Raw genomic sequence first — 25,551 nt, 5'->3', positions numbered from 1 at the left:
AAGATGCCGGGAACGACAAGATCCGGGCCCGAAGTTTGTGCCCGGTGAGTCCTTCGGCCGCGGCGCCCGGTCGCGGCGGTTGTAGAGTGAATTGAGAGATGAGGAGTTCCCCCGAGCGCCACGATCACCAGGGCACCGCGACCACCGCCGCGTCCATGATCGACGCTGCCCCTTATCCGGTGCTCCTCGTGGGCGCCGACGGCACGGTGGGACGGGTGAACCCCGCCGCACGGCTTCTCCTGCGATCCGCAGAACCCGGCATGCCCCTCGCCGACGCGGCACCCGGCTGGCTGGTCGAGGCGCACCTGGGCTACGGCGACGGTTCCCCGCCGGCCCGCGGCCCCATCGGCGCCCGCACCTTCGAGGCCCACGCCAGCCGCGGCGACGACGGCTCCGAGGTCGTGTGGTGGCTGGTCGACGACACCGACCGGCGGCTCGCCGTCGACGCCCTGCGCGTCCAGCAGGAGCGCACCGACTTCCTGGCCGAGGCCTCCAGCCGGCTGCTGTCCTCCCTCAACCTCGACCGCTGCATGCGGGTGACGGCCCGGCTGGCCGCCCAGAACCTCGCCGAGGCCGCCCTGGTCATCGCCCCCTCCACCGGCCGCAAGCACCCCATCGCCTACTGCGGGCCCGACGGCGTCGTGGTCCGCGACGAGCTCGTGATCGACCCCGCCGAGCTCCCCGGTCTCGCCGAGGCGCTCCAGGGGTTCCCGCCCGTGCCGTCGCGGTGGATCGACCCGGCCACCGCGCCCGCCTGGCTTCCGTCCGCCGGTCTCGGCCAGATCGGCGCGATGGTCGTGACCGCACTGCCGGGCCACGGCATCCCCGCGGGCGCGCTGGTGCTGCTCGGCGGCTCCGCCCGCTCCTCCTTCAGCGAGGGCGAGGAGGTCTTCGCCCGGCTGTTCGCCGCCCGCGCGGGCGCCGCGATGTCGGCGGCGCGCCTGTACGCCGAGCAGGCCTCCATCACCCAGACCCTCATGCGCGAGCTGCTGCCGCCGCGCGTGAGCCGCCTCGAGGGCGCCGAGCTCGCCGCCGGATACCGGCCGGGCGGGCCCGCCGAGCGGATCGGCGGCGACTTCTACGACCTGCACCCCGCGGCCGACGCGGCCGGAGAGTCACTCATCGTCCTCGGCGACGTCTGTGGCAAGGGCCTCGAAGCCGCTGTGCTCACCGGCAAGATCCGCAACACGCTGCGGGCCCTCCTGCCACTGGCCGACGATCATCACCTGGTGCTGAACCTCCTCAACGGGGTACTGCTGAACGATGATGCCCACGCCCGTTTCGTCACCCTGGTCCTGGCCTCGCTGCGCCGCGTCGGCGGCAGCCTGGAGCTGCGCATGACCAACGCCGGACACCCCTCTCCGCTGATCGTCAGGGCCGACGGCCGGGTCGAGACCGTCGAGAGCAAGGGCACCCTCATCGGCGTCCTCGACCAGATCAAGTCGCAGACCGTCACGGTCGTCCTGGCGCCCGGTGAGTCCTGCCTGCTCTACACCGACGGCGTCACCGAGGCCAAGGGCGGCCCGCTCGGCGACGAGCTGTACGGCGAGGAGCGGCTGTGCGCCGCCCTGGAACAGTGCGCCGGGATGCCGGGCCAGGCCATGGTCGAGCACGTGCAGATGCTGGCGTCCCAGTGGACCGGCCACGTGCACCAGGACGACATGGCCCTCGTCGTCGTCACCGCTCCGCGGGGAGCCCACCTGTCCGCCGTCGGGGGGCACGGCCCCGGCAGGTTCACGGCATGAGCGCTCCCTCCCCGGGCCTGAAGGGCCTCGCCGATCCCTGGGCCGACGCGCTGTGGCGGGTGGTGCGCGAGGGGTCGGAGTTCGACGCCGTCGACATGGCCCTGTCCGCCCTCGAGTCCGGCCTCGACGCCGAGGACCTGATCCTCGACGTCATCGGCGCCGTCCAGGCGCGCGTCGGCGCCGAATGGGCGGCCAACCGCCTCACCGTCGCCCAGGAGCACACGGCCACCGCCATCAACGACCGGGTCATCGGCGCGCTCGCCCACCACCCCGGGCTGCGCTCGCGTTCCACCGGTCATCTCGGCCGGGTGGCCGTCGCCTGCGTCGACGGGGAGTGGCACGCGCTGCCCGCGCGGCTGCTCACCGAGGTCCTGCGCCTGCGCGGGTGGCAGGTCGACTACCTCGGCGCCCAGGTGCCGGGGCCGCATCTGATCTCTCATCTGCACCGGACGGGACCCGACGTCGTCGCCGTCTCCGCCTCGCTGCCCACCCGGCTGCCGACCGCGCACGCCACGATCTCCGCCTGCCAGGCGACCGGCACCCCCGTGCTCGTCGGCGGGGCCGCGTTCGGCGCCGACGGGCGCTTCGCGCGGCTGCTGCGCGCCGACGGCTGGGCGCGTGACGCCCGCGACGCCGCCGCCCTGCTCGCGGCCGGGCTGCCCGGGCCGTCCCTCGACCACCAGATCGCCGACGACCTGCCGCATCTCGCCGACCAGGAGTACACGATGGTCGCCCGGTCGGCGCCGCGGCTCGTCAGGGAGACCGTGGCGGGGCTCATCGAGCGTTTCCCCGGACAGCCGAGCTTCGCCTCGCCGCACACCGCCGAGGACGTCGCCCACATCGTGGAGTACCTCGCGACCGCGCTCTACGTCGACGACACCCCGTTGTTCCGCGACTTCATCGCCTGGACCGCGGGGATCCTCGAGGTCCGCGGGGTGCCCGCGCGGGTGCTGCTGCCCGCCCTCGAACTGCTGGGGGAGCGGCTCGCCGACTTCCCCCGCGCCTGCGGCCTGCTGTCCGCCGCCCGCGACGGGATCCTCACCGGGATCCGCGGCGGAGACCCGGCCGGCCTCCGTGTTTCCGGCCTGGAGGAGCCCGCATGACGTCCTTCACCCCGAGCCCGCTCCTGCTCACCTGGCGGTCCCGCGATCCCGGGACCCTGACCGCCGAGCTGGAGGGCGACCTCGACTACGCCACGGCGGGCGAGCTCCTGGAAGCCGCCACCGAGCGCCTCGCCGCGCGTCCGGACCTGGTGGAGCTGCGGCTCGACTGCTCCCGGCTCGGTGTCTGCGACTCGATGGGGCTCTCGGTCCTGCTGCTGATCCGCCGCAGGACCGCGCTGGCCGGTACGGCGCTGCGGCTCGACCACCGTCCTGCGGCGCTCGACCGGATGCTGGACATGACCGGAGTCCTGGAGCACCTCACCGGCGACCCGGCCACCGCGGACGGCGCGGACGGCGCGGTCCGCGAGGACGAGCACTCGCCCTGACCGGGCCGGCGGGCCGTCCGGCCGCGCTCAGCCCGCGGCCGCGCGGATCTCGGGCCTGACGCCCTCGGCGAGGAGCCTGCGCGCCGCGTCCATCGAGATCCCGACCGGGATGTAGCGGTCGAGTCCCGTACGGCGCAGCATGATCTCCGCCAACCGCGGCGGCCTGGCCACGACCAGATGGCCGCCGCCCCGCACCACCCGCTTCCAGAGCCCCGCGATGGCGCCGAGCCCCGAGGAGTCCAGGAACTCGACCCGGCCGAGATCGAGGACCACCCGCCAGGGGCCCTGCCCGTGCCGTTCCAGTTCGGACAGCGACCGCTCGGCCAGCGCCGCCGAGCCGACATGGTCCATGTCGCCCGTCACCCCGAGCACCAGGAACCCTCCCGACGGGTCGGTCTCGAGCCGGAGCGCCTCCGTGCGCCTCACCCTGGAATTCATGCCCCCACCTCCCGCGCGTTTCCTACCCGGCTCATCGCCGTCGTACCACCTCGGCGCGCGATGCGGCCTGTCCCTTGCTGCGTCCCAGGTGGATGAGGCAGGCTCGACCGAGTGACAATCGATCCCTCATTCAACGCACTCCCGCTGCGCGCGCTCGCAGACGCCGCGCTGACCAGAGCTCAGGAGCTGGGGGTCGAGCACGTCGACTTCCGGCTCGAACGCATCAGGAGCCAGACCCTGCGCCTGAAGGACGGCGCACCCGAGACGGCCCTGGACGCCGACGACATCGGGCTGGCCGTACGGGTCGTGAAGGACGGGACCTGGGGGTTCGCCTCGGGCATCGACCTGACCACCGACGCGGCCGCCGCGGTCGCCGAGCAGGCCGTCGCGGTCGCCAAGGTCGCCAAGGCGATCAACCGGGAGGCCATCGAGCTGGCCCCCGAGCCGTCCTACGGCGAGCGGACCTGGATCTCCGCCTACGAGATCGACCCGTTCACGATCCCGACCTCGGTCAAGATCGACCTGCTGGCGGACTGGTCGAAGCGGCTGCTGGCGGCCGGCGTCGACCACGTGGACGCCTCCCTGCTCCAGGTGAAGGAGAACAAGTACTTCGCCTCGGCGAACGGCACGATCACCAACCAGCAGCGGGTGCGGATCCACCCGCAGCTCACCGCCGTCCGCATCAAGGACGGGGCGTTCGACACCATGCGGACCATCGCCCCGCCGGCCGGACGCGGCTGGGAGTACGTCACCGGGACGGGCTGGGACTTCGACGCCGAGATCGAGCGGATCCCGGGGCTGCTGGAGGAGAAGCTGGCGGCCCCCTCGGTCGAGGCGGGCGTCTACGACGTGGTCGTCGACCCGTCGAACCTGTGGCTGACCATCCACGAGTCGATCGGCCACGCCACCGAGCTGGACCGGGCCCTGGGCTACGAGGCCGCCTACGCGGGCACCTCCTTCGCCACCCCCGACAAGCTCGGCACCATGCAGTACGGCTCCAAGGTCCTCAACATCACCGGCGACCGGACCGTCGAGCACGGCCTGTCGACGATCGGCTGGGACGACGACGGCGTGCAGACCCAGAAGTGGGACATCGTCACCGAGGGCCTGTTCACCGGCTACCAGACCGACCGGCGCATCGCCCACCTCACCGGCCAGGCGCGCTCCAACGGCTGCGCCTTCGCCGACTCCCCCGGCAACATGCCGCTCCAGCGGATGGCGAACGTGTCGCTCGCCCCGGCCCCCGACGGCCCCTCCACCGAGGAGCTGATCTCCCGGATCGACGACGGGATCTACATCGTCGGCGACAAGTCGTGGTCGATCGACATGCAGCGCTACAACTTCCAGTTCACCGGTCAGCGGTTCTTCAAGATCACCAACGGCAGGCTGGACGGCCAGCTGCGGGACGTGGCCTACCAGGCCGTGACCACCGACTTCTGGAACTCCCTGGAAGCGGTCGGCGGACCCCAGACCTACGTCCTGGGCGGCGCCTTCAACTGCGGCAAGGGCCAGCCGGGCCAGGTCGCCCCGGTCAGCCACGGCGCGCCTTCCGCGCTCTTCCGCGGCGTCAACATCCTCAACGCACTCAAGGAGGCGGGCAAGTGAGGCCTCAGGAAGCCGTGGAGCGGGCCCTCGGGCTCTCCACCACCAGCGACTGCATCGTCATCGCCGACGAGTCCAGCGGGGCCAACCTGCGGTGGGCGGGCAACACCCTCACCACCAACGGCGTCACCCGCTCCCGGCAGCTCACGGTGATCGCCGTCCAGGACGGGGCCGTCGGTGTCGTGTCCCGGGCCGGGGTCTCGGCCGACGGGGTCGAGGACCTGGTCAGGGCCGCCGAGGAGATCGCCAGGGCCGGGGAGCCCGCCGAGGACGCCGCCCCGCTGATCCAGGGCGGTCCCGCCGCGGCCGACTGGGAGTCCGCTCCCGCCGTCACCGACATCTCCGTGTTCTCCTCCTTCGCCCCCGAGCTCGGGGCGCAGTTCGAGGAGGCGGCGGCGTCCGGGCGGCGGCTGTACGGGTTCGCCCACCACGAGCTGACCTCCAGCTTCCTGGGCAGCTCGAGCGGCCTCAGGCTCCGGCACGACCAGCCGACCGGCAAGGTCGAGATCAACGCCAAGAACGACTCCAGCTCGGCCTGGGTCGGCACCGGGACCGGCGACTTCACCGACGTGGACGTCCCGGAGATGGCCGCCGAGCTCGCCCGCCGCCTGTCCTGGGGTAAGCGCCGGATCGACCTTCCCGCGGGCCGTTACGAGACGCTGATGCCGCCGTCGGCCGTCGCCGACCTGATGATCTACCTGTACTGGACCGCGGGCGCCAGGGACGCCCACGAGGGCCGCACGGTCTTCGGGTCGCACCCGGTGGGCACGGAACTGTCCCCGCTGCCCCTGCGGCTCTACAGCGACCCCGCGGCGCCGGGCCTGGAGTGCGCCCCCTTCGCGATCGCGCACGCCTCGGGCCGCGACTCCTCGGTCTTCGACAACGGCCTTCCGCTGCCCGCCACCGACTGGATCTCCGGCGGGAAGATGGCCGCCCTCATGCAGACCCGGTTCTCGGCCGCCCTGACCGGGCAGCCGGTGACCCCGGGCGTGGACAACCTGCTGATGGAGGGCGCGCCCGGCGGCGCCACCCTGGATGAGATGGTCGCGAACACCGGGCGCGGCCTGCTGCTGACCTGCCTGTGGTACATCCGCGAGGTGGACCCGCAGAACCTGCTGCTGACCGGGCTCACGCGCGACGGCGTGTACCTCGTCGAGGGCGGCGAGGTCGTCGGCGAGGTCAACAACTTCCGGTTCAACGAGAGCCCGGTCGGGCTCCTGTCCCGGATGGCCGAAACAGGACAAACCACTCGAACGCTTCCCCGGGAGTGGTCGGACTACTTCACCCGGACGGCCATGCCGCCGGTGCGGATCACCGACTTCAACATGTCGACGGTCAGCCAGGCGTCCTAGGCCTCACCCGGATCCTCGAGGCGGAAGCCCACTTTCAGGGTCACCTGGAAGTGGGCGACCTCCCCGTCCGTGATCTGCCCCCTGAGCTCGGTGGCCTCGAACCAGTCGAGGTTCCTGAGCGTGGCCGAGGCCCGCTTGACCCCGTTGCGGATCGCCGCCTCGATGCCGTCCGGCGACGTCCCGACGATCTCTGTCACCCGATAGACGCGGTCACTCATAAGACTTCCTCCTCATCGAGCACTTCCCCTCCCCCTACCCCGCCGATCACCGGGCCATCCGGGCTCCGTGGCGCCCGGGGGCACCGCGGATCGCCTTCCGCGGGAGGCGGGCATACCGTGGAGTGCGTGAGGGCACTACCGCGCCGCAAGGCCACCGTCTACAACATCACCGACGCCGCCGTTCCGCTGTCCGAGGACGTGAACGCCCGCCAGCGCCGCTACCTGATCTCCATGGGGATCCGGACGATCTGCTTCTTCCTCGCGGTCGTCACCTACGGCCATGTGCCCACCGCGGTCATGGCCCTGCTGATCATCGGGGCGATCTTCCTCCCCTACGTCAGCGTGATCTTCGCGAACGGCGGGCGCCGGCCGACGAAGCTGCCCAGCCATCACCACCTCACCAACCCCACCGTCCCCACGGCTCCCGGCACTCCCCGGACCCCCGCCCAGAAGCAGCTCCCCGCGCCAGATCCGCAAAGTGGGGCGTGACTATCTCTTGACTAACCCCGGGGGGTTTCGGTGTACGATTTGTACCTGGCGCTCCGGTCCCCCGTCGGGGCGCCCGTGCCGGTGTTCCGGGCCCCCGTCGGAACACCGATGTGCGGCGCTGGGAGGGTTGCCCCCGTATCCTCCCAGCGCCGCTTTATTCATTTCGGGGCGATCTCGCGAGTCCGGCCGCCATGGCGAACCCCACTGCCGGGACAGGGCTCCCCGTGCCTCGTCGGTCGTGGATGCCGGGCCCGGGAAGATGATCTGTTGTGTGGTTCCCACAACTGAGAGGGTGCGGCGTGCGTCATTGGCGACATGGCGCGGAGCGCTCGCAGACGGAAGAGTGATCACTGTCGGACATCGGCGTCCGGCGTGTTCTCGTCGTCTACAGAGGGGCCCGGTCAGGTGTTCAGTCGCGTCGCCATCGTCAATCGTGGTGAGGCCGCCATGCGGCTCATCCACGCCGTACGGGAGATCGCTGCGGAGACCGGGCAGCGGATCGAGACCGTCGCCCTGCATACCGACGTCGACCGCGCCGCCATGTTCGTGCGCGAGGCCGACCTCGCCTATGACCTCGGCCCCGCCTCGGCCCGCCCCTACCTCGACCTGAAGGTCCTGGAGCACGCGCTGGTGGAGTCCGGCGCCGACGCCGCCTGGGTCGGCTGGGGCTTCGTCGCCGAGGATCCCGCCTTCGCGGAGCTGTGCGAGCGGATCGGCGTCACCTTCGTCGGCCCCAGCCCCGACGCCATGCGCAAGCTCGGCGACAAGATCGGCGCCAAGCTGATCGCCGAGGAGGTCGGGGTGCCGGTCGCCCCGTGGAGCCGCGGCGCGGTCGAATCCCTCGAGGCGGCGCTGGAGGCGGCCGAGGGCATCGGCTACCCGCTGATGCTGAAGGCCACCGCGGGCGGCGGCGGACGCGGCATCCGGGTGATCACCAGCGACGCCGAGCTGGCCGACGCCTACGAGCGCACCAGCCAGGAGGCCGCGCGGGCCTTCGGCAGCGGCGTCGTGTTCCTGGAGCGCCTGGTCACCGGCGCCCGGCACGTCGAGGTCCAGGTGATCGCCGACGGCGAGGGGACCGCCTGGGCGCTGGGCGTCCGCGACTGCTCGGTGCAGCGGCGCAACCAGAAGGTCATCGAGGAGTCCGCCTCCCCGGTGCTCAGCCCGGCTCAGGTCGACGAGCTCAAGACCTCGGCCGAGCGGCTCGCGATCGCGGTCGGCTACCGCGGCGCGGCGACCGTCGAGTTCCTCTTCCACCCCGGCGACCAGATCTTCGCCTTCCTCGAGGTCAACACGCGCCTCCAGGTCGAGCACCCGATCACCGAGTCCACCACCGGGTTCGACCTGGTCAAGGCGCAGCTCCACGTGGCCTCCGGCGGCCGCCTCGAGGGCGAACGGCCCCTCGAGCGCGGGCACGCCGTCGAGGCCCGGCTCAACGCCGAGGACCCCGACCGCGACTTCGCCCCCTCCCCCGGCCGCATCGTCCGGCTCGACCTGCCCGCGGGGCCCGGCGTCCGCGTGGACACCGGCGTCAGCGAGGGCGACGTCATCCCCGCCGACTTCGACTCGATGATCGCCAAGATCATCGCCTACGGGCACACCCGCGAGGAGGCGCTCGGCAAGCTCCGCCGGGCGATGACCCAGACCACGGTGATCATCGAGGGGGGCGCGACGAACAAGAGCTTCGTCCTCGACCTCCTCGACCAGCCCGAAGTGATCGACGGCAGCGCCGACACCGGCTGGATCGACCGCGTCCGCGGCGAGGGCCGGCTCGTCACCCACCGGCACTCGGCCGTCGCGCTGGCCGCCGCCGCGATCGAGAACTACGAGGAGGAAGAGGCCGTCGAGCGGCACCGCCTGCTCACCACCGCGTTCGGCGGGCGCCCCCAGGCCCAGCACCAGAGCGGGCGTCCCCTCGACCTGAAGCTGCGCGGCGCCGCCTACCGTGTGCGGGTCGCCCGGGTCGGGGCCCAGCGCTTCCGGGTCGGCATCGAGGCCGGCGGCCAGGTCCACACCGCCGAGGTCGAGCTCGACCGGTTCGACCGCCACACCGGGCAGATCACCGTCAACGGCGTCAGGAACCGGCTGCTGACCGCGACGCACGGGCCGATCCACCTGGTCGAGGTCGACGGCGTCACCCACCGGGTCAGCCGCGACGAGGGCGGCGTCCTGCGCTCCCCCGCGCCCGCCCTGGTCGTCGCGACCCCCCTGGAGGTCGGGGCCGAGGTCGAGGCCGGCGCCCCGGTGCTGGTCCTGGAGAGCATGAAGATGGAGACGGTGCTCCGGGCGCCGTTCCGGGCGCGCCTGAAGGAATGCGTCGTCTCCGTGGGCAGCCAGGTCGAGACCGGCGCCCCGCTGATGCGGCTGGAGCCGCTGGCCGACGGCGATGAGGAGGAGACCGCCGACGTCGCCGGCTCGGTCGAGCTGGACCTGCCCGTCCCGCCCGCCGGGATCCCCGCCCGCGAGAACCTCACCCGCGGTCAGGAGGACCTGCGCAGCCTCCTGCTGGGTTTCGACGTCGACCCGCACGACGAGGACCGGCTGCTCGGCGGCTACCTCGCCGCCCGCCAGGCCGCCGCCGAGGACGGCCACAGCCCCGTCGCCGAGGAGCTCGAACTCGTCTCCGTGTTCGCCGACCTCGCCGAGCTGAGCCGCAACCGGCCCTCGGGCGAGGACGGCGCCGACGGCCACGTGCACAGCGCCCGCGAGTACTTCCACAGCTACCTGCAGAGCCTCGACGTCGAGCGGGCCGGCCTTCCCGAGACCTTCCAGGCCAAGGTGGCCAAGGCTCTCGGGCACTACGGCGTCACCGATCTGGAGCGCTCGCCCGAGCTCGAGGCCGCCGTCTTCCGGATCTTCCTCGCCCAGCAGCGGGCGTCGGCCGACGCCGGAGCCGTCGCGGCGCTCCTGCGCGCCTGGCTGCGCGAGCCGGTGCTCGACGAGACGCTCCACGAGTCCGCCGGGCTCACCCTGGAACGCCTGGTCGCCGCCACCCAGGTCCGCTTCCCCGTGGTCGCCGACCTCGCCCGCGGGCTGATCTTCACCTGGCTCGGGCAGCCGCTGCTGCGCCGCAACCGGGCCCGCGTCTACGCCGACGTCCGCGCCCACCTGCGGCACCTGGACGCCCACCCGGACGCGGCCGACCGCGCCGAGCGCGTCGCCGCGATGGTCGCCAGCACCGAGCCGCTGGTCCGGCTGCTCGGCCAGCGGCTGGGCCGCGACGGCGTCGACAACGCGACCATGCTCGAGGTGCTGACCCGCCGCTACTACGGCAACAAGGGCATCACCGGCGTCCGGACCGCCGAGGTCGCGGGCTGCACCTTCGTGATCGCCGAGCGCGCGGGCTCCTCGATGATCTCCTCGGCCGTCTCCTTCGAGGCCCTCGGCGACGCCCTGACGGGGCTCGCGGAGCTGACCGCCGGCAAGGACGCCGTCGACGCCGACATCTACCTCGCCTGGGAGAACCAGCCGCAGGACTTCGACGCCATGGCCGCCGCGCTGAGCGAGGTCATCGGAGCCCGCCCGCTGCCCGGCGGCGTCCGCAGGCTCACCACGACCGTCGCGGGCCGTGGCGGGGCGCGGATGCACCACCACTTCACCTTCCGCCCGTCGGACGCCGGGATGGCCGAGCACCGGCTGATCCGCGGCCTGCACCCCTACATCGCGCAGCGGATGCAGATGGAGCGGCTGAGCGAGTTCGACCTCACCCGGCTCCCGTCCTCGGACGAGGAGGTCTACCTCTTCCGGTGCGTCGCCCGGTCCAACGCCGCCGACGACCGTCTCGTGGCGTTCGCCCAGGTCCGCGACCTCACCCAGCTCCGCGAGCACGACGGCAGGCTGGTCGCGCTGCCGACCGCCGAGGACACGATCGCCGCCTGCCTGGACTCGATCCGCCGGGCGCTGTCGCAGCGGCCGTCCAAGAAGCGGCTCACCACCAACCGGATCGTGATCTACGTCTGGCCGCCCAGCGACCTCACCCGCGAGGAGCTGGAGATGATCGCCGGGCGCATCGTCCCGGCGACCGCGGGCGCGGGCCTGGAGGAGATCCTGCTCATCGCCCGGCAGCGCGACCCGGAGACCGGCGCGCTGGAGAAGATCGCCGTCCGGATCTCCTTCGACGCCACCGGCAGCACCACCCTGACCATCGGTGAGCCGTCCGACGAGCCGATCGAGCCCGTCGACGCCTACCGGCAGAAGGTGCTCAACGCCAGCAGCCGCAACACCGTCTACCCCTACGAGCTGACAAGCCTGCTGGGCGCGTTCACCGAGTACGACCTCGACGACGGCCACGCGCTGGTCCCCGTCGACCGGCCGAAGGGGGGCAACACCGCGGCGCTCGTCGCGGGCGTCGTCACCACCCCGACCGCGCTGCACCCCGAGGGCATGGCCCGGGTCGTCCTGCTGGGCGATCCGACCAAGTCGCTGGGCGCGCTGTCCGAGCCGGAGTGCCGCCGCGTCATCGCCGCCCTGGACCTCGCCGAGCGGCTTCACCTGCCGCTGGAGTGGTACGCGCTGTCCTCCGGCGCCCGGATCTCCATGCAGTCCGGCACCGAGAACATGGACTGGGTCGCCGCCGCGCTCAAGCGGATCGTCGAGTTCACCCAGGACGGCGGCGAGATCAACATCGTGGTCGCGGGCATCAACGTCGGCGCGCAGCCGTACTGGAACGCCGAGGCGACGATGCTCATGCACACCAAGGGCATCCTGGTGATGACGCCGGACTCGGCGATGGTCCTCACCGGCAAGCAGTCGCTCGACTTCTCCGGAAGCGTCTCGGCCGAGGACAACTTCGGCATCGGCGGCTACGACCGGGTGATGGGCCCGAACGGGCAGGCCCAGTACTGGGCGCCGAACCTGGGCGCCGCGGTGGGCGTGCTGATGGCGCACTACGAGCACACCTACGTCGCGCCCGGCGAGGAGTCCCCGCGCCGCACGACGACCACCGACCCCGTCGACCGGGACGTCTCGGACTTCCCGCACACGATCGCCGACAGCGACTTCACCACGGTCGGCCAGATCTTCTCCGCGGAGTCCAACCCCGACCGCAAGAAGCCGTTCGACATCCGGACGGTCATGCGGGCGCTGTCCGACCAGGACCACCCGACGCTGGAGCGCTGGGCGGGCATGGCCGACGCGCAGACCTCCGTCGTCCAGGACGTCCATCTCGGCGGCATGCCGGTGTGCCTCGTCGGCATCGAGTCGCGGTCGGTGCAGCGGCGCGGCTTCCCGCCCACCGACGGCCCGGACACCTACACCTCGGGCACGCTGTTCCCGCAGTCGTCGAAGAAGGTCGCCCGGGCGATCAACGCGGCCAGCGGGAACCGCCCGCTGGTGGTCCTCGCCAACCTGTCGGGCTTCGACGGCTCCCCCGAGTCGATGCGCAAGCTCCAGCTCGAGTACGGCGCGGAGATCGGGCGGGCGATCGTCAACTTCCGCGGCCCCATCGTGTTCTGCGTGATCTCGCGCTACCACGGCGGCGCGTTCGTGGTCTTCTCCAAGGCCCTGAACCCGAACATGACCGTGCTGGCGCTGGACGGCTCGTTCGCCTCCGTGCTGGGCGGCGCCCCGGCCGCGGCGGTCGTCTTCACCGGCGACGTCAACGCCCGCACGGCGTCCGACCCGCGGGTCCGGGAGCTGGAGGCCCGGGTCGCCGAGGCCGCGGGCGCCGAGCGCGCCACCCTGACGGCCGAGCTCGACGAGCTGCGCTCGACGGTCCGGGTGGAGAAGCTCGGTGAGGTCGCCGCCGAGTTCGACCGCATCCACAACATCCGCCGCGCCGTCGAGGTCGGTTCCGTGGACGCCGTCATCCGCGCCGCCGAGCTGCGCCCCAGCATCATCAAGGCCATCGGCGCCGGCGAGGCCTGACCACCGGCCTCCGCCCGGAAGAGCCTAGAGACGGCTCTTCCGGGCGGAGGCGGACAGCACGCGCCGGTCCCTGTCGTGGGTGAGGCGGCGGCGGGCCTTGGCGACGGGAAGCCACTCCAGCCGGTCGACCTCGCGGTTGGCGACGAACCGCTCGGGCCCCTCCACGGTCGCCGTCCAGTAGTCGACGCGCTTCAGCCGCCAGCCCTTGAAGTAGAAGGCGGGCCGCAGCGCGCGGCCGAGCGCGGGGACCATCCCGGTCTCCTCGCGGACCTCCCGGACGGCGGCCTCCCGCGGCGTCTCCCCCGGGACGAGCTTGCCCTTGGGAAAGCTCCAGTCGGCCTTGCGCGGCCGGTGGATCAGGGCGACCTCGGGACCCCGGGGTCCCTTCCTCCAGAGCACGGCACCGGCAGCACGGATCATCCTCGTTCTCTTCCTCCGCAGCCGGTCCCCAAACGAGAAGGTCCTCCGGCTACGTCAAATGTCGCGGGCGCGGGGCCGGGATCGGCCGGGACGGTCGGGTCGGGTGACCGATGACCGCGACGCGGACAGGCGGGAGGGTGGGGAGGCAGGCTCGCGGAGGAGGGGACATGACGGACTTCACGCAGATCGGTGGAGCTCTGCTCATCCTGACCGCCTACATGACGGCCCAGGCCAAGGTGCTCGACCAGGACTCCTACCTCTACCACGTCCTCAACGTCACCGGCTCGACCGTCCTGACCTGCCTGGCACTGACCGGACGCGAGTGGGGCTTCCTGCTCCTCCAGGGCAGCTGGGCCCTGGTGACCGCCATGAGCCTGGCGTTCAGGTACCGCCGGAAGTGGCTCGACGACCGGGGGATGCTGGACTTCGACCCCGTCCGCTGGGAGGACCGGCCGGTCTCGGAGTCGGCGCTCGGCCTCCCGCCCGAGGACGCCGTCTGACCCTCTGGCCGGGCGCGGGCCGGAGGGTCAGACGGACATCCGCAGGCGGACGCACCAGCCGGTGGCGGCGTCCCCGGCGATCTCCAGATGGCCGAAGGCACGGCAGATGCCGAGGCCGAGACCGCCCTCGCACCGTCCCGCGGGATTGATCTGCGGGCCCCGCTCGTCGTCGCTGCCCTGGTCGGTGACCGTCAGCGTCAGGCCGTCCCGGCGGGTGAAGGCCGCCGACAGCGCGACCGTCCCGCCCGGACGTGCGGAGCGGCTGTGCCGGCAGGCGTTGGTCACCAGTTCCGAGACGGCCACCCGCGCGTCGTCGCGCAGGACGCCCGTCAGCTGGGGCAGGGCCTCGGCCAGCAGGTCGCGGGCGCGTTTGGGGCTGAGGGGGTCATCGCCGGGAAGGGTCCAGTGGAAAGGGGGCCGAAAGGTCGGCCCCGCCTCCTTCGGCCGGTGCCCAGATGATCGGTGCCGAGTCGTTCATGGGTTTCTCTTTTCGTCCTGCGGTTCCTCCAGAGTGACGCTTCGCGCCGTTTCGAACACGAGACGCGCGACGGTACCTGAACAGGCGATTCCGGCCGCGGCGTCCGGGACATTTGCCCGATCCCGCCGCTGGATTTCTCCTGAAAAGGCGTCATCCGCGGCTCGCGTCCTTCTTCAGAAAAGACCCCTGTGGAGAAGTCCTCCTTGAGCGGCGGGACCTGAGGAGACCTCTGGGACGCGATCATGAATTCCGCGTGAGCGATCGTCGAGCCATGCCGCATCCGGGCTCTATTCGAATCCGCACGCTCTGGTTATCGTCGTGATCCAGCGGGACGAAGAGGCCCGCCGCGGGAGGAGCGGCCGTGGAAGGGAACCGGGAGATCAGGTTCGCCTCGGTGCTCAGGGGCCTCCTCGACGAGCGGTTCAAGAACAGCCGCAGGGAGTTCGCGGCCCGCCTCCACATCTCCGAGTCGGCCCTGTCGCAGTACGTCCGCGGCAAGGCGACCCCGGGCCTGTCGATGCTGGCGTCGATCGCGGCCGAGCTCGACGTCAGCCTGGACTACCTCGTCTTCGGGGTCGAGCAGGAGTCGCCGACCCCGGACTACGGCGAGTTCGTCGCCCATCTGGAGCACGCCTTCAACCGCAGCCGCGCCGAGTCCGCGAGCACCCGCGACTTCGTGTCCCGGGTCGGCGCCCTGCTCTCCCAGCAGATCGAGACGGCCGTCGACGAGGTGCTCAAGGACATCACCCCGCGCGGCCTCACCACGGCCGAGATCATCGAGATCGAGGGTCACAGCCGCATCACCAGGATCGCGACCGCCGACCTCGACTCCGACATCGTCCTGCTCGGCTTCGACCCCGGCGCCCCCGGCGGCCGGGCGCAGGCCGCCGCGGGCCCGTTCACCTCCGTCGTCATCAGCAACATCAAGAAGGGGAGGACCTACTACTACGCCATTCCCGAGGGCGCGGAATGGCGGTACAAGGCCGAGCGGCTGCGCCAGGTGGTGGCGAACGTCGGGGCGATGAGCCTCGCCGCCGTCGACCAGCGGATCCGCTTCCACGAGTCGGACCGGTCACTGGTCCCGGGGTTCGTCATCTACGAGACCGAACCCTCGGTCGTCACGGCGGCCGACGGCCCCCTGCTCGGCAGGGCCGCCGACCTCGTCGATCCCGGCACCGGCCTGATCGTTCTCGCGACCAGCTACAACGACCAGATCTACGTCCCGATCGAGCCCAAGTACCACCGGCGCGTGGTGCGGGACTACGAGACGACGATCCGATCCGGGCCCCGGCTCACCTTCGGCTGAGCCGCTCCACCCCATCACCCCTCCCCTTCCGGAGACAGCCATGCCCGACCCGCGTACCTTCAGCCTGCCCGAGACCGTCCACGGCACCGCCACCGACCGCGCGCTCGGCCGCGCGATGCTGGACGCCTGGCGACGCGACGGGTACTTCCTGCTCGCTCTCGACGCCCGCCGGGCCTCGACCGTCACCAACGCGCTCACCGCGAGCCGCAGCTTCTTCGGCCTGCCCGCCGCCTCCAAGCGGATGTACGTCAACGACCTGACCTACAGCGGGTACGCGGCGTCCGGGGAGGAGGTCACCGCGGGGAAGGTCGACCACTGCGAGGTCTTCACGGTCTGCCGCGACTTCCCGCTCGACCATCCCCGGGTCCTGGACCGGCTGCCCTGCCACGGGCCGGTGCCCTGGCCGGGACGGCACTACCGCCGCGCCGTCCGGACGCTGATGGGCGATCTGGGCGGCCTCGGCGACACCGTGCTGGCGCTGCTGGCCCTCGGCCTCGGCCACGCGCCCGCCGCCCTCACCGGCCATGCCGCCGACGGCTGGCACCACCTGCGGGCGCTGCGCTACCCCTCGACGGCCCGGGAGAGCGGCAACGGGCTCGGCGTCCACACCGACTACGGGATGCTCGTGCTGACCGTCCAGGACGAGGCCGGCGGCCTCTATGTCCGGCCGCCCGTCGAGGGGGAGCACCGCGGGCGCAACTGGCTGCCGGAGGAGAGCACGGCGGGCGTGTACGAGGACCGCGGCCCCTGGCATCCGGTCGTCCCCGTGCCCGGCACCGTGACGGCCTTCCCCGGCGACATCCTCCAGTTCCTCACCGGCGGGAGCCTGGTGTCGACCCCGCACCAGGCCAAGCTCACCGCCCGGGAACGGTACTCCATCGCCTACTTCCACGAGCCGTCGTTCGACGCCGAGCTCCGCCCGCTCGACGGGGGCGAGCCGCTCCACTACGGCACTCACTTCACCAACATGTTCCTGCGCTGCTACCCCGACCGGCCGGCCACCCGCCGGATCCTCCGCGAGGGGCTCGTCCCCCGCCCCGCGGCCCCGCTGCCGGCCTGAGGAGCGCGGGAACGGGAAAGGCCGCCGCCCCCACGGCGGCGGCCCCTCCCGGTACCTCAGACCTGCGCGTCCACCTTGGCGGCGACACCCGTTTCCACCTCGGTGGTGACGCCCGCGGCCAGGCGGTGGCAGAGCGCCACCCCCGTCACCGCGGCCCAGCTCCCCTCCAGCAGCAGGAAACCCCAGTCCCTCCCGTTCAGCGCGAGCAGCGCGAGCATGCCCGAGCCGACGACGTTGAGGACCAGGTAGAGGTACGAGTCCTGGTCGAGGATCCTCGACTGGGCCCCGACATATGCGAACAGAACGAGCATTGCCCCGATGATCTGCGTGGCTTCGAGCATGGTGTCCCTCTTCTTGCTGCGGTCCCTCCCGGGATCCGGGACGCCGGGTGATCGGCGGCTGCCCCCAACAGTGCTCCTGATCTCCGCCGGGTGCATGGGACGGCAGACCGAATCCGGCCGCGCAGTTCCGGAAACACCGGGGCCGCCGTTTGTCCCACCCGTACCGCGACATTTGTCGCGGGGCCCCGCCGGGACCGCACATCCTCGCCTCAGAAAACAATGCCGGAAAAGAAATACTTTTCTCCCTACTGCTCCGGCGTCTTCCGATTTACTTTGAATCATGGGCAAACGCCGGGACGACCGACTCTCGTCGCGTCTCGTGGCCGTCACGGTGCTCGGCTTCCTGCTGCTGGGACCGCCCATCCTCTCCCTGTTCGACCACGGCGGCCTGGTACTCGGGGTGCCCCTGGTGTGGGTCTACGTCTTCCTGGCGTGGGCGGCCGTCATCGGCGTGGTCGCGGCCCTGACGTCCCGGGCCGGGCGGAGACCGGGCTGACGTGCTGGGAGACACGTTCGTCACCGTGGTCGCCGGGGTCTACCTCGTGCTGCTCTTCGTCGTCGCCTACTACGGCGACCGCAGGGCCAGGGCGGGGCGCAGCGTCATCGCCAACGGAACGGTCTACTCGCTCTCGCTGGCCGTCTACGCGACATCCTGGACCTACTACGGCGGCGTGGGCCAGGCCGCCACCTCCGGGCTCGGGTTCCTGCCGGTCTACCTCGGCCCCACCCTGATGTTCGCGCTCGGCTGGGTGGTCCTGCGGAAGATCGTCCGGATCAGCAGGAAGCACCGCATCACCTCCCTCGCCGACTTCATCTCCGCCCGCTACGGCAGCAGCACCCGGCTCGGCGGCCTCGTCACCGTCCTCACCGTGGTCGGTCTCCTGCCCTTCATCGCGCTCCAGCTCAAGACCGTCTCCAACAGCTGCGAGATCATCCGGCTGCACCCGAGGGTCCCCACCAAGTGGGAACTGGCCCATGTGCCGTTCGTCCAGGACACCGGCCTGTACCTGACCTTCATGCTCGCCGCCTTCGCCATCTGGTTCGGCGCCCGCCACCTCGACGCCTCCGAACGGCACGAGGGCATGGTCGTGACCATCGCCTTCGAGTCCGTGGTCAAGCTGGTCATCTTCCTCATCGCCGGCTTCTACGTGGTCTACGGCATGTTCGGCGGGTTCGGCGACCTGTTCGAGCTGGCGGCGGCCACCCCCCGGACGGCCACGACCCTCGCGATCGACACCGGCCAGGGCTACGGCACCTGGGTCTGGCTGACCGTGCTGTCGATGCTCGCCGTGATCCTCCTGCCGCGCCAGTGGCAGATGACCTTCGTCGAGAACACCGACGAGCGGCACCTGCTGCGCGCGATGTGGATGTTCCCGCTCTACCTGCTGGTCATCAACCTGTTCGTGCTGCCGATCGCGCTCGGCGGGCTGCTCAGGTTCGGCTCGGGCAGCGCGGTCGACCCGGACACCTTCCTGCTCGCCCTCCCCCTCGCGCAGGGGCAGGAGCTGGTCACGCTGCTCGTCTTCGTCGGCGGGCTGAGCACCGCCACCGGCATGATCATCGTGGAGACCGTCGCGCTCAGCACGATGATCTCCAACTACCTCGTCATGCCGCTCCTGCTGCGCAGCCGCTCACGGCTGGTCGAGAAGGATGACCTCACGGGCGTCATCCTCGGAGTCAGGAGGGCCTCGATCATCGTGATCATGGCCGCCGGATACGCCTACTTCCGGGTGTTCGGCGGCGGCGTCGCCCTGGTCAGCTTCGGCCTGCTGTCGTTCGTCGCGGTCGCCCAGTTCGCGCCGTCCGTCTTCGGCGGCCTGTTCTGGCGCAACGGCACCCGGCGCGGCGCCCTCGCCGGCCTGTCGGCCGGCTTCACCGCGTGGATCTACACGCTGCTGCTGCCGACCTTCGACAAGGCGGGCTGGCTGCCGGGCTCGCTCACCGAGGACGGCCTGTTCGGGCAGGAGTGGCTGCGGCCCCAGGCGCTGTTCGGCATGACCGGCATGGACGAGATCAGCCACGCGATGTTCTGGAGCATGCTCGTCAACATCGGCGGCTACGTGGCCTTCTCCCTCGCCGAACGGCTGCCGCCCGCCGCGCTGGCCGACGCCGCGGTCTTCGTCGACGCGCTCGACGACGGGGGCGGCGCCCGCCGCTGGTACGGCCGGATCACGGTCGCCGACCTGCGCTCCCTGGTCGAGCGGTTCCTCGGGTCCGCCGGAGCCGCCCGCGCCTTCCGCGACCATCTCGCCGAGGACCATCTCGGCTCCTCCCCCGAGGCCGAGGCCGACCCCGAGCTCATCCAGTACGTGGAGTCCCTGCTCGTGGGCGCGGTCGGCCCCGCCTGCGCGCGCTTCGTGATCGCGTCGGTGACGCGCGAGGACCCCATGCCCGCCGAGACGATCAGGGAGATCCTCGACGAGGCGTCCCAGGTGGCGGCGCTGGAGGAGCGGCACCGCCTCGCCCGGGAGCTGCACGACTCGGTCTCACAGGCCCTGTTCTCGATGAACCTGCACACCCGGGCGCTGGAGCTCGCCGTGCAGCGGGAGGACTGGGAGCGCAAGGAGCCCGTGGTCCTGACCCTCGCCGAACTCCGCGAGCTCACCCAGAGCGCCCTGTCGGAGATGCGCGCGCTGATCTTCCAGCTGAGGCCCGGCACCCTGCACGAGGAGGGGCTGGTCAACGCCGCCCGCAGGCACCTGGCGACGGTGGCGGCCCGCGAGGGCATCACGATCTCGGTCGAGGCGCCGGAGGAGCGCCTGACCCTCACCGAACGGGCGGAGCAGGACCTGTTCCGCGTCATCCAGGAGGCGGCCCACAACAGCATCAAGCACGCGGGCCCCGCCCAGATCTCCGTCCGGCTGCACGAGGACGTCCTGAAACCGGGGACGCTCGTCGTCGAGGTCTCCGACAACGGCATCGGCTTCGACCCCGGCATCCCCCACCCCGGCCATCTCGGCCTGGACGGGATGCGGGAGCGTACCGAGCGTCTCGGCGGCCGGCTGGACATCGAAAGCTCCCCCAGCGGATCCACGGTCCGGGCGGTGATCCCCGGGCTCTTGCGCCCGGCGGACGTCCGGCACGAGGATGTCGGAACAGCCGTCCCGGAGTGATGCGATGCACCGCGATGTGACCCACGACGACGTGGTTTCCGGCGAACCCCGGATCCGCGTCCTCGTGGTCGACGACCACAGTGTCGTCCGGAAGGGCCTGCGGACCTTCTTCGGCATGCTCGACGACATCGAGGTCGTGGGCGAGGCCGCCGACGGCCTGCACGCTCTCGACCTGCTCGCCGCGCTGGCCGCCGAGGACGCGCTCCCCGACGTGGTCCTGATGGACCTGGAGATGCCGCGGATGGACGGCATCTCCGCCACCGCCGAGATCAAGAAGACGTTCACCGACGTCGAGGTCGTGGCCCTGACGAGCTTCAGCGAGGCGGAGCGCGTCCATCTGGCCCTGGAGGTCGGCGCCGCCGGCTACCTGCTCAAGGACGCGGACGCCGACGAGGTCGGGGTGGCGGTGCGGGCCGCCCACCGCGGCGAGATCCATCTGGACGCCGCCGTCGTCAGCAAGCTGACCCGGTCGCTGCGGCAGCCCGCGGAGACCGCCGCCGTTCTCACCCCGCGCGAACGCGAGATCCTGGCCCTGGTCGCCCAGGGACAGTCCAACCGGGACATCGCACGCGCCCTGACGATCAGTGAACGCACCACGCGCACGCACGTCAGCAACGTCCTGGGCAAGCTCGGGCTCGTCTCGCGCACCCAGGCGGCACTGTGGGCGATCCGCGAGGGCCTCGCCCCGGGACCGTGACATGCCGTTCAGGACGGTCACCCTCCGGCCACCCACCGCGGCAAACAGCCCGGTTCAGGACAATTGTCGCGGCCTGACAGGCCGTTCCGCCCTCGACGCCACCGCCGAAACGGTGTCGACTAGAAGCTCGCGGTCCCGTCCGGGACGCGCCGGGCGCGCCGGGAGGCACGGTGCAGAGTGAGGACGAGACGACGGTCAGGGTGCTGATCGCCGACGACGACCCTCGGGTGCTCGGTGCCCTGCGCGCCTTCCTCTCGACGAGCTCGGGATTCACCGTGGTCGCGTCCGCCTCCAGCGCCCCCCGGGCCGTCGAGCTGGCCCGGGAGCGGGCCCCCGCCGTGGCGCTCGTGGACGTCCTGCTGCCCGGCGAGCGCGACGGCCTCCGCCTGCTGCGCACCCTCAGCCTCGAGCTCCGGATCCCCGCCGTGGCGATCAGCGTCCAGAGCGAGCTGTGCGGCTACGCCCTGGCCGCCGGCGCCTACCGCTTCCTCGACAAGGACAGCTCGCCCGACGTCCTGCTCGCGACCCTGAGGGCGGCGGCGGGACACACCTGACCGGAGGACCGGTCAGGCGAGGGCCATCCGCTCGATCCCGTACCCCTCCTCCAGGAGCATCCTCCGAAGCTCGAGGCGCTTGACCTTCCAGGTCGCCGTCGACGGCAGATCCACCCAGCGGGCCTGGAGCGGCTTGGCCATCGGCGGCTGGTCGGCCACCGCCGCCCGCCACGCCGGAAGGTCGAGCGGCCGGTCGTGCCGGGTGCAGACCACCGGCTGGAGGAACCCGTCCAGCGGGACGATGACCACCTCGGTCAGCTCGGGCAGCCGGCTGATCACCGTGTCCTCCACCTTGAGGACGCTCTCCAGCAGCTCCGCCCGGTCGACCTCGCGGTCGAGGAGATGGATGCAGCCGAACCGGCCCCGGTGGCCGACGTCCGTCATGTCCCACCAGCCGTCCTCGGTGAAGTTGGCCGAGAACCGCTTCTCCTGGCCGACGTAGGTGCGGGCCTGACCGCGCGAGCGCACCTCGATCGGCCCGATCCTGCCGTCGCTCTTCCAGCCGATCCGCACCCGGGTCAGCCCGGGGATCTGGTGGCCGACGCACCGGCCCTGCGACCGGCTCGCGATCCACCGCGAGTACGGCCTGACCGTCACGGGACCCGTCTCCGACTGGCCGTAGGCCTGGAAGTACATCGCGCGCCGCCGCCGCGACGCTCTCAGCAGGGTCTTCACGGTCCGCGGATGGATGGCGTCGAAGGTGCCGATGTAGAACTTGACCTGCGAGAGCGGGCCGTCGGGCTCCTCGGCCAGCTCCTCCCAGAGAATGTAGGTGTTGGGATGCGTCTCCACGAGCCCCGGCCGGAAGTCGTCGAACATCCACCGGACGTTGCCGAGGGAGTGGTCGGTCAGGAACGCGAACGGCAGCCCGCGCTCCAGGCCCATCGCCAGCGCCGAGTACGTCCGGGCGTGGACGAAGGAGATGCACAGCGCGTACGGCTCCCTGACCCGCAGCATCCGGGCGATGCGCCGCTGGACGTTGATGTGCGCCTGCATCCCGCGCCGGGACTGCGCGACCATCTTGGGCAGGCCCGTCGTGCCCGACGTGTGGGTGATGATCGCGGTCTCGCCCGGCTCGGTGTCGGGGAAGGGCGGCGGCGGCCCGTACCGGTCGCGCAGCAGCCGGTACCCGCCGATAGGACGGCCGACGAGCAGGATCTCGGGGACCAGGCGGCCGACGACGCGATCGAGGTCGCTGTCGACGAGCCGGGCCGCGTCGGTGATCAGGTAGCCGGGCCTCAGCTGCTCCAGCAGTTCGCTGATCGTCCCGCCGTCCAGCGCCGGGGCGAGCATCGCCGGAACCGCCCCGACCCGGGCGATCGCGCAGGCGAGCAGCATGATGTCGGCGTTCTGGCTCTTGTAGACCGCCACCACGTCGCCGGGCCGGACGCCGTGCGCCCACAGGCTCGCGGCCGTGCTCTCCACCAGGAAGGCGAGGTCGTTGTAGGTGTGGGCGGTGCCGAGTTCGGGCGCGAGGTCGAAGGGCCGGTCGAGCCGCACCCGGGTGCCGGGGTAGCGGTAGGCGGCCTGCTGGACCATCAGCCCGGGATAGAAGATCTTCTCGCTGCTCGTGATCGCGCTGCTCATTCACGTTCCCCTGTCGTGTGGCTCGGCCGTCTGAAGGCGAAGGACTGCCTGGCCGGCGCGGTCACCCGCCCGTCCCTCTCGATCAGCTCCCGGTACCAGCCGACGAACTCGCCGACCTCTCCCGGCGGCAGCGGGAAGGCGCCCGTGCCGCCGCACACCGCGTCGGTGTTGGCGCGGTCGAAGGTCTTGCCGTAGGCGAGATAGGAGGAGTAGAAGTCCATGGCGTCGTCGAGCTTGCGATCGAGCGCGGTGAACCGGCCCCCGTCCGGCACGAACACCGGCGGCCTGAGCCCGCTGCCCTCGAAGATCTCCGAGATGGCCGCGCCGACCGTGGGCGAGGCCGCGTTGGTGAGATGGAAGACCGTGCCCGCGGGACCGTTCAGCCCCACCGCGACCGCCTCGCGCGCCACCGCGTCCACCGGGACCAGGTTCAGCTCGGCTTCCGGATCGGCGATCAGCGGGATCGGCCGGAAGCCGAGCAGATGGCCGAAGTGCCGCTGGACCGAGCGGCGGAAGACCAGCAGGGCGCTGACGAAGCCGTACATGCCGCTGAAGGTCGTCGCCGCCCTGGTCGTGCCGTGCCCGATGACGATGCTGGGCCGCAGGATGCGCCAGTCGAGCCCGGAGCGGGCGATCATCCGCTCGCCCTCGACCTTGGACCGCTCGTAGAGGTTGTGGGTGGGGACCTCCCCGTCCGGGACGGACTCCTCGATCGGACCGGTGCGCCGCCCCGCCACGTAGGCGGTGCTGACATGGTTGACCAGCGGGCCGCCCAGTGCCTTGACCAGATCGACCAGGTTGGCGGTGCCGACCACGTTCATCGTGTGGATCTCCGCCGCGTAGCGGTCCTCGAACCGCAGGGAGGCCGCCGCGTGCCAGACCTGCCCGATCCGGGGCAGCGAGGCGAGGTCGGCGCCGCATCCCGCCGCCGTCACGTCGCCCGCGACCGCCCGGACCCGGGCGGCGATCGCCTCGCCGGTGGCCGGTGTCCGGTAGACCCCTGCGGCATGGGTGAGCGCCGTGTGCAGCCGGGCGGTCGCCGAGGCGTCGTCGCTCCCCCGCACCAGGCAGCACACCTCGTCCTCGGTCCGCTCCAGCAGCTCCAGGACGAGGGCGGCCCCGACGAAACCGGTCGCCCCGGTCACCAGGTGCGTCATGCCCTCACCCCGCACCGCTGGCCGAGATGGGCGCCGATCGAGGACAGGGTCCGCAGGCTGCTCATCGGCACGTCCACGTCCCACTCGACGCCGAACTCCCGCTCGATGGAGGCCAGCAGCGCCACATAGCCCCAGGACTCCAGGCCGAGCTCGCTGAGCGTCAGGTCCTCGCATCCCTCGTCCAGGACGGCCCGCTCGCCCAGCACCTCCCCGAGGAGCCGGCGCAGCCGCGGCAGCGGATCCCCCTGCCCGAGATCGCCCGGCTCCGGATCCCGCGATTCCGCCTCGGCGGTCTCGACCTCGTCGATGAACGCCTGCACCGCCTCCTGGAAGGCGTCGGTGTCCTCCATGTACGGCAGGTGCCCGATGGCCGGGAGCCAGACGGTCGTGACGTCCCTGATCAGGCGCTCGGTCTCGGCGACCGTGCTCGGGCACCACAGGAAGTCCTCCTCCCCCACCATCAGCAGCGTCGGGCAGGCGAGCTCGGCGAGCAGCGCCGGATCGTCGGACGCCTCGAGGGACGAGCGGAGGTTGGGCGCGACGATGTCCACCGAGTGCAGGGAGGTGAAGGCCTCGCGGAGCCCCAGGTAGCCGGCGGTTCCGAGGGTCTTCATCGCGGGCTCGCCGAGCACCATCGAGTAGAGGTGGTCCCAGAGCGCCTCGGTGCCGCCGTTCTCCATCGTGTTGGCCCAGGAGCGGGTGATCGCCCGGCGGCGCCGGCCGCCCGACGGGGTGCAGACCGGGCCGACCAGCACCAGCCCCGTGACGCGCTCGGGATGGGCGAGCGCGAAGTCCCGGCAGATCAGGGCCGAGATCGACGTGCCGACGAGGTAGGTGCTCTCGACGCCCAGCCCGTCGAGGAGGGAGGTCAGGTCGTCGACGTGGTCCTGCCAGGCCGTCTCGCCCGGGTCGCTCGTGGACGCCCCCTGGTTGCGCAGGTCGTAGGTGAGGATCCGGTTCCGCTCGGCCAGCCCGCCGGTGAAGGTCCGCCACATCGGCGCGGTGAGGAAGAAGTTGTTGACGATCGTCAGGTGCGGTCCCGACGTGCCGTTCTCCTCGTAGTAGAACTCCCGGCCCGCCGCCGTGCGCAACGGCGAGGTGTCCCGGTAGCGAAGCTCAAGGACTGGTTCGTCCCCCATG

General features: G+C 71.7%; 22 protein-coding genes. 14 read left to right on the top strand and 8 right to left on the bottom strand.

The window, feature by feature from the left end; genetic code table 11:
- Positions 1-98: 98 nt before the first annotated feature.
- From ABD785_RS09060 to ABD785_RS09050, 3 genes are read left to right on the top strand one after another with little or no spacing between them, the layout of a single operon-like run.
- A complete protein-coding gene (locus tag ABD785_RS09060; protein ID WP_344824614.1) occupies positions 99-1,745 on the top strand; it encodes a SpoIIE family protein phosphatase in 1,647 nt (548 codons plus the stop codon).
- Positions 1,742-2,848 carry a cobalamin B12-binding domain-containing protein gene (locus ABD785_RS09055; protein WP_344824610.1) on the top strand — a complete coding sequence of 369 codons (1,107 nt, stop codon included), beginning with the start codon at positions 1,742-1,744 and terminating at the stop codon, positions 2,846-2,848. The genes ABD785_RS09060 and ABD785_RS09055 overlap by 4 nt, the downstream gene beginning before the upstream one ends.
- Complete coding sequence (locus ABD785_RS09050; RefSeq protein WP_344824607.1) at positions 2,845-3,234, top strand: STAS domain-containing protein; 390 nt, start codon at positions 2,845-2,847, stop codon at positions 3,232-3,234. The genes ABD785_RS09055 and ABD785_RS09050 overlap by 4 nt, the downstream gene beginning before the upstream one ends.
- 27 nt (positions 3,235-3,261) lie before the next feature.
- On the opposite strand, the gene ABD785_RS09045 is transcribed toward ABD785_RS09050, so the two are convergent.
- The gene (locus ABD785_RS09045; protein ID WP_344824603.1) at positions 3,262-3,672 is read right to left on the bottom strand and encodes an STAS domain-containing protein; all 411 of its coding nucleotides are present in this window, start codon (positions 3,670-3,672) and stop codon (positions 3,262-3,264) included.
- Between the two features lie 111 nt (positions 3,673-3,783).
- Between ABD785_RS09045 and ABD785_RS09040 the strand changes: the two genes are divergently transcribed.
- Positions 3,784-5,277 (top strand): TldD/PmbA family protein, encoded by a 1,494-nt coding sequence (locus ABD785_RS09040; RefSeq protein ID WP_344824600.1) that lies wholly within the window; start codon positions 3,784-3,786, stop codon positions 5,275-5,277.
- The gene (locus tag ABD785_RS09035; protein ID WP_344824597.1) at positions 5,274-6,626 is read left to right on the top strand and encodes a metallopeptidase TldD-related protein; all 1,353 of its coding nucleotides are present in this window, start codon (positions 5,274-5,276) and stop codon (positions 6,624-6,626) included. The genes ABD785_RS09040 and ABD785_RS09035 overlap by 4 nt, the downstream gene beginning before the upstream one ends.
- On the opposite strand, the gene ABD785_RS09030 is transcribed toward ABD785_RS09035, so the two are convergent.
- Complete coding sequence (locus ABD785_RS09030) at positions 6,623-6,844, bottom strand: dodecin (protein WP_344824595.1); 222 nt, start codon at positions 6,842-6,844, stop codon at positions 6,623-6,625. The two genes, ABD785_RS09035 and ABD785_RS09030, sit on opposite strands and share 4 nt — an antisense overlap.
- 126 nt (positions 6,845-6,970) lie before the next feature.
- Between ABD785_RS09030 and ABD785_RS09025 the strand changes: the two genes are divergently transcribed.
- Entirely contained in the window at positions 6,971-7,333 is a 363-nt protein-coding gene (locus tag ABD785_RS09025) for a DUF3099 domain-containing protein (protein WP_344824592.1), read from the top strand.
- Between the two features lie 405 nt (positions 7,334-7,738).
- A complete protein-coding gene (locus ABD785_RS09020; RefSeq protein ID WP_344824590.1) occupies positions 7,739-13,198 on the top strand; it encodes an ATP-binding protein in 5,460 nt (1,819 codons plus the stop codon).
- A 24-nt stretch (positions 13,199-13,222) separates the two neighbouring features.
- Here ABD785_RS09020 and ABD785_RS09015 read toward each other — a convergent pair whose 3' ends face one another.
- Positions 13,223-13,618 carry an NUDIX hydrolase gene (locus ABD785_RS09015; RefSeq protein ID WP_344824587.1) on the bottom strand — a complete coding sequence of 132 codons (396 nt, stop codon included), beginning with the start codon at positions 13,616-13,618 and terminating at the stop codon, positions 13,223-13,225.
- A 167-nt stretch (positions 13,619-13,785) separates the two neighbouring features.
- Between ABD785_RS09015 and ABD785_RS09010 the strand changes: the two genes are divergently transcribed.
- Positions 13,786-14,118 carry a CBU_0592 family membrane protein gene (locus ABD785_RS09010; protein ID WP_344824584.1) on the top strand — a complete coding sequence of 111 codons (333 nt, stop codon included), beginning with the start codon at positions 13,786-13,788 and terminating at the stop codon, positions 14,116-14,118.
- Between the two features lie 27 nt (positions 14,119-14,145).
- Here the strand turns inward: ABD785_RS09010 and ABD785_RS09005 are convergent, their stop codons facing one another.
- Positions 14,146-14,475, bottom strand: coding sequence for an ATP-binding protein (locus ABD785_RS09005; protein WP_486303544.1), 330 nt, complete (start codon positions 14,473-14,475; stop codon positions 14,146-14,148).
- Positions 14,476-14,957: 482 nt separating this feature from the next.
- On the opposite strand from ABD785_RS09005, the gene ABD785_RS09000 reads away from it, so the two are divergent.
- Together ABD785_RS09000 and ABD785_RS08995 are read left to right on the top strand one after the other, a co-directional pair.
- The gene (locus tag ABD785_RS09000) at positions 14,958-15,902 is read left to right on the top strand and encodes a helix-turn-helix domain-containing protein (RefSeq protein ID WP_344824581.1); all 945 of its coding nucleotides are present in this window, start codon (positions 14,958-14,960) and stop codon (positions 15,900-15,902) included.
- Positions 15,903-15,942: 40 nt separating this feature from the next.
- Complete coding sequence (locus tag ABD785_RS08995) at positions 15,943-16,962, top strand: 2-oxoglutarate and iron-dependent oxygenase domain-containing protein (RefSeq protein ID WP_344824578.1); 1,020 nt, start codon at positions 15,943-15,945, stop codon at positions 16,960-16,962.
- Positions 16,963-17,018: 56 nt separating this feature from the next.
- On the opposite strand, the gene ABD785_RS08990 is transcribed toward ABD785_RS08995, so the two are convergent.
- Positions 17,019-17,303 (bottom strand): CBU_0592 family membrane protein, encoded by a 285-nt coding sequence (locus ABD785_RS08990; RefSeq protein WP_486303543.1) that lies wholly within the window; start codon positions 17,301-17,303, stop codon positions 17,019-17,021.
- Between the two features lie 280 nt (positions 17,304-17,583).
- Between ABD785_RS08990 and ABD785_RS08985 the strand changes: the two genes are divergently transcribed.
- The 4 genes from ABD785_RS08985 to ABD785_RS08970 all read left to right on the top strand — a co-directional run bounded on the left by ABD785_RS08985 (position 17,584) and on the right by ABD785_RS08970 (position 21,667).
- Positions 17,584-17,799, top strand: coding sequence for a hypothetical protein (locus ABD785_RS08985; protein ID WP_344824573.1), 216 nt, complete (start codon positions 17,584-17,586; stop codon positions 17,797-17,799).
- Position 17,800: 1 nt separating this feature from the next.
- Positions 17,801-20,416 carry a histidine kinase gene (locus ABD785_RS08980; RefSeq protein WP_344824571.1) on the top strand — a complete coding sequence of 872 codons (2,616 nt, stop codon included), beginning with the start codon at positions 17,801-17,803 and terminating at the stop codon, positions 20,414-20,416.
- 4 nt (positions 20,417-20,420) lie between these two features.
- Positions 20,421-21,113, top strand: coding sequence for a response regulator (locus ABD785_RS08975; RefSeq protein ID WP_344824569.1), 693 nt, complete (start codon positions 20,421-20,423; stop codon positions 21,111-21,113).
- Between the two features lie 170 nt (positions 21,114-21,283).
- A complete protein-coding gene (locus ABD785_RS08970; RefSeq protein ID WP_344824567.1) occupies positions 21,284-21,667 on the top strand; it encodes a response regulator in 384 nt (127 codons plus the stop codon).
- Between the two features lie 12 nt (positions 21,668-21,679).
- On the opposite strand, the gene ABD785_RS08965 is transcribed toward ABD785_RS08970, so the two are convergent.
- The 3 genes from ABD785_RS08965 to ABD785_RS08955 are packed head-to-tail and all read right to left on the bottom strand — an operon-like array spanning position 21,680 to position 25,550.
- Positions 21,680-23,254: an AMP-binding protein gene (locus tag ABD785_RS08965; protein ID WP_344824565.1), complete on the bottom strand. Its 1,575-nt coding sequence runs from the start codon at positions 23,252-23,254 to the stop codon at positions 21,680-21,682.
- Positions 23,251-24,411 (bottom strand): SDR family oxidoreductase, encoded by a 1,161-nt coding sequence (locus tag ABD785_RS08960; RefSeq protein ID WP_344824563.1) that lies wholly within the window; start codon positions 24,409-24,411, stop codon positions 23,251-23,253. Before ABD785_RS08960 ends, ABD785_RS08965 begins: the two co-directional genes overlap by 4 nt.
- Positions 24,408-25,550, bottom strand: coding sequence for an alpha/beta fold hydrolase (locus tag ABD785_RS08955; RefSeq protein ID WP_344824561.1), 1,143 nt, complete (start codon positions 25,548-25,550; stop codon positions 24,408-24,410). Before ABD785_RS08955 ends, ABD785_RS08960 begins: the two co-directional genes overlap by 4 nt.
- Between the last annotated feature and the right edge of the window lies 1 nt (position 25,551).

The organism is Actinocorallia longicatena (assembly GCF_039534125.1).
Classification (GTDB): Bacteria; Actinomycetota; Actinomycetes; order Streptosporangiales; family Streptosporangiaceae; genus Actinocorallia; species Actinocorallia longicatena.
This window is presented reverse-complemented; position numbering and strand designations above follow the sequence as displayed.

Bases quoted from the DNA above. Each gene is read 5' to 3' on its own strand.
- ABD785_RS09060 (WP_344824614.1), top strand. From the start codon at position 99: ATGAGGAGTTCCCCCGAGCGCCACGATCACCAGGGCACCGCGACCACC.
- ABD785_RS09055 (WP_344824610.1), top strand. From the start codon at position 1,742: ATGAGCGCTCCCTCCCCGGGCCTGAAGGGCCTCGCCGATCCCTGGGCC.
- ABD785_RS09050 (WP_344824607.1), top strand. From the start codon at position 2,845: ATGACGTCCTTCACCCCGAGCCCGCTCCTGCTCACCTGGCGGTCCCGC.
- ABD785_RS09045 (WP_344824603.1), bottom strand. From the start codon at position 3,672: ATGAATTCCAGGGTGAGGCGCACGGAGGCGCTCCGGCTCGAGACCGAC.
- ABD785_RS09030 (WP_344824595.1), bottom strand. From the start codon at position 6,844: ATGAGTGACCGCGTCTATCGGGTGACAGAGATCGTCGGGACGTCGCCG.
- ABD785_RS09015 (WP_344824587.1), bottom strand. From the start codon at position 13,618: ATGATCCGTGCTGCCGGTGCCGTGCTCTGGAGGAAGGGACCCCGGGGT.
- ABD785_RS09010 (WP_344824584.1), top strand. From the start codon at position 13,786: ATGACGGACTTCACGCAGATCGGTGGAGCTCTGCTCATCCTGACCGCC.
- ABD785_RS08995 (WP_344824578.1), top strand. From the start codon at position 15,943: ATGCCCGACCCGCGTACCTTCAGCCTGCCCGAGACCGTCCACGGCACC.
- ABD785_RS08990 (WP_486303543.1), bottom strand. From the start codon at position 17,303: ATGCTCGAAGCCACGCAGATCATCGGGGCAATGCTCGTTCTGTTCGCA.
- ABD785_RS08985 (WP_344824573.1), top strand. From the start codon at position 17,584: ATGGGCAAACGCCGGGACGACCGACTCTCGTCGCGTCTCGTGGCCGTC.
- ABD785_RS08975 (WP_344824569.1), top strand. From the start codon at position 20,421: ATGCACCGCGATGTGACCCACGACGACGTGGTTTCCGGCGAACCCCGG.
- ABD785_RS08965 (WP_344824565.1), bottom strand. From the start codon at position 23,254: ATGAGCAGCGCGATCACGAGCAGCGAGAAGATCTTCTATCCCGGGCTG.
- ABD785_RS08960 (WP_344824563.1), bottom strand. From the start codon at position 24,411: ATGACGCACCTGGTGACCGGGGCGACCGGTTTCGTCGGGGCCGCCCTC.
- ABD785_RS08955 (WP_344824561.1), bottom strand. From the start codon at position 25,550: ATGGGGGACGAACCAGTCCTTGAGCTTCGCTACCGGGACACCTCGCCG.